Origin of the sequence: Rhodanobacter sp. C05, from assembly GCF_002001165.1 — a bacterium.
In the GTDB taxonomy this organism is placed as follows: domain Bacteria; phylum Pseudomonadota; class Gammaproteobacteria; order Xanthomonadales; family Rhodanobacteraceae; genus Rhodanobacter.
Map to the genome: position 1 here is coordinate 1 of NZ_MUNQ01000002.1, position 1,192 is coordinate 1,192.

At 59.6% G+C, this 1,192-nt stretch carries 1 protein-coding gene; it reads right to left on the reverse strand.

Annotated elements, in window-relative coordinates:
- Nucleotides 1–143: 143 nt before the first annotated feature.
- Entirely contained in the window at nucleotides 144–1,124 is a 981-nt protein-coding gene (locus B0E51_RS00005) for an IS5 family transposase (protein WP_077442795.1), read from the reverse strand.
- Nucleotides 1,125–1,192 lie beyond the last annotated feature (68 nt).

Genomic DNA, 1,192 nt, shown 5'->3' on the forward strand with positions numbered 1-1,192 from the left:
GGATGCTCTGATCTATTGAGGCTGAAACGGCCGTCCATATGCCGTGCAGAAACTTCGGCATGGCTGCGCCAAAATGACGATTTGACCAGCTGTTTCTTATGGCCGCGGCCGCTGATCTGCTTCTGATCAAGCCATTTCCCGCTTCACAGACGCACCTCACTTGCAGAAGCCAGCAAGGTTCGGCGCGCCATCCACAAGTTCGAGAGCGCGAACAACGTCAGTACTTGCGCCGTGTTCTTAAGCAGGCCCCGGAAGCGCACCTTTTGATAGCCGAACTGCCGCTTGATCACGCGGAACGGGTGTTCCACCTTGGAACGTACCGCTGCCTTGAGGTATTCCACATACTTCGTGACCTCCTTCAGTTCACCCTCCGGCATCGCCCTGACGCTGCCGCGCTTGGCCGCGATATGCCAAGTGCGGCCACGCTTGGGTGCTCGTTTCTCAGCGCCCTGATAGCCGGCGTCGGCATACACAACCTTCTCCTGCCCATGCAATAGCTTATCCACTTCGGTCACGTCGCCCACGTTGGCCGGTGTCGTGGTTACCGTATGTACGAGCCCGGATTCCACATCCACCCCGATATGCGCCTTCATGCCGAAGTACCACTGCTGACCCTTCCGGGTCTGGCGCATGTCCGGGTCACGCTGCTTGTCGCGATTTTTGGTCGAGGACGGTGCCTGGATAATCGTGGCATCCACTATCGTGCCCTGACGCAGCAACAGACCCTGCTGGCCCAAATGCGCATTGACCGTGTCGAGGATCTTCGCCGCCAGGCCGTGCTGCTCCAGGAAACGTCGAAACTTCAGGACCGTCGTCTCGTCCGGGATCGCGTCTTCGTTCAATTCCAGCCCGGCGAAGCGACGCATCGATTCGATCTCGTACAGCGCATCCTCCATGGCCGGGTCGCTCAACGCGTACCACTGCTGCATGAAATGGATCCGCAGCATCGTCGCGGCGGGCATCGGTGGGCGGCCACGACGCCCCGACCTCGGATAGCTGGGTTCGATCAACGCCAGCAGTGCTTCCCACGGCACCACCTTGTCCATCTCGCCCAAGAACCGCTCGCGCCGCGTCGGCTTCTTCTTCGACTCGAAACTCAACGACGCAAACGAACGCTGTTTCATGGGGGAGGCGCTTCCTGGAGACTGGTCGCTATGATGCCTGAGGCGAGGAATAAATCAGAGCATCCCTA

Coding starts and splice junctions, on each gene's coding strand:
- B0E51_RS00005 (WP_077442795.1), bottom strand. CDS start 1,124: ATGAAACAGCGTTCGTTTGCGTCGTTGAGTTTCGAGTCGAAGAAGAAG.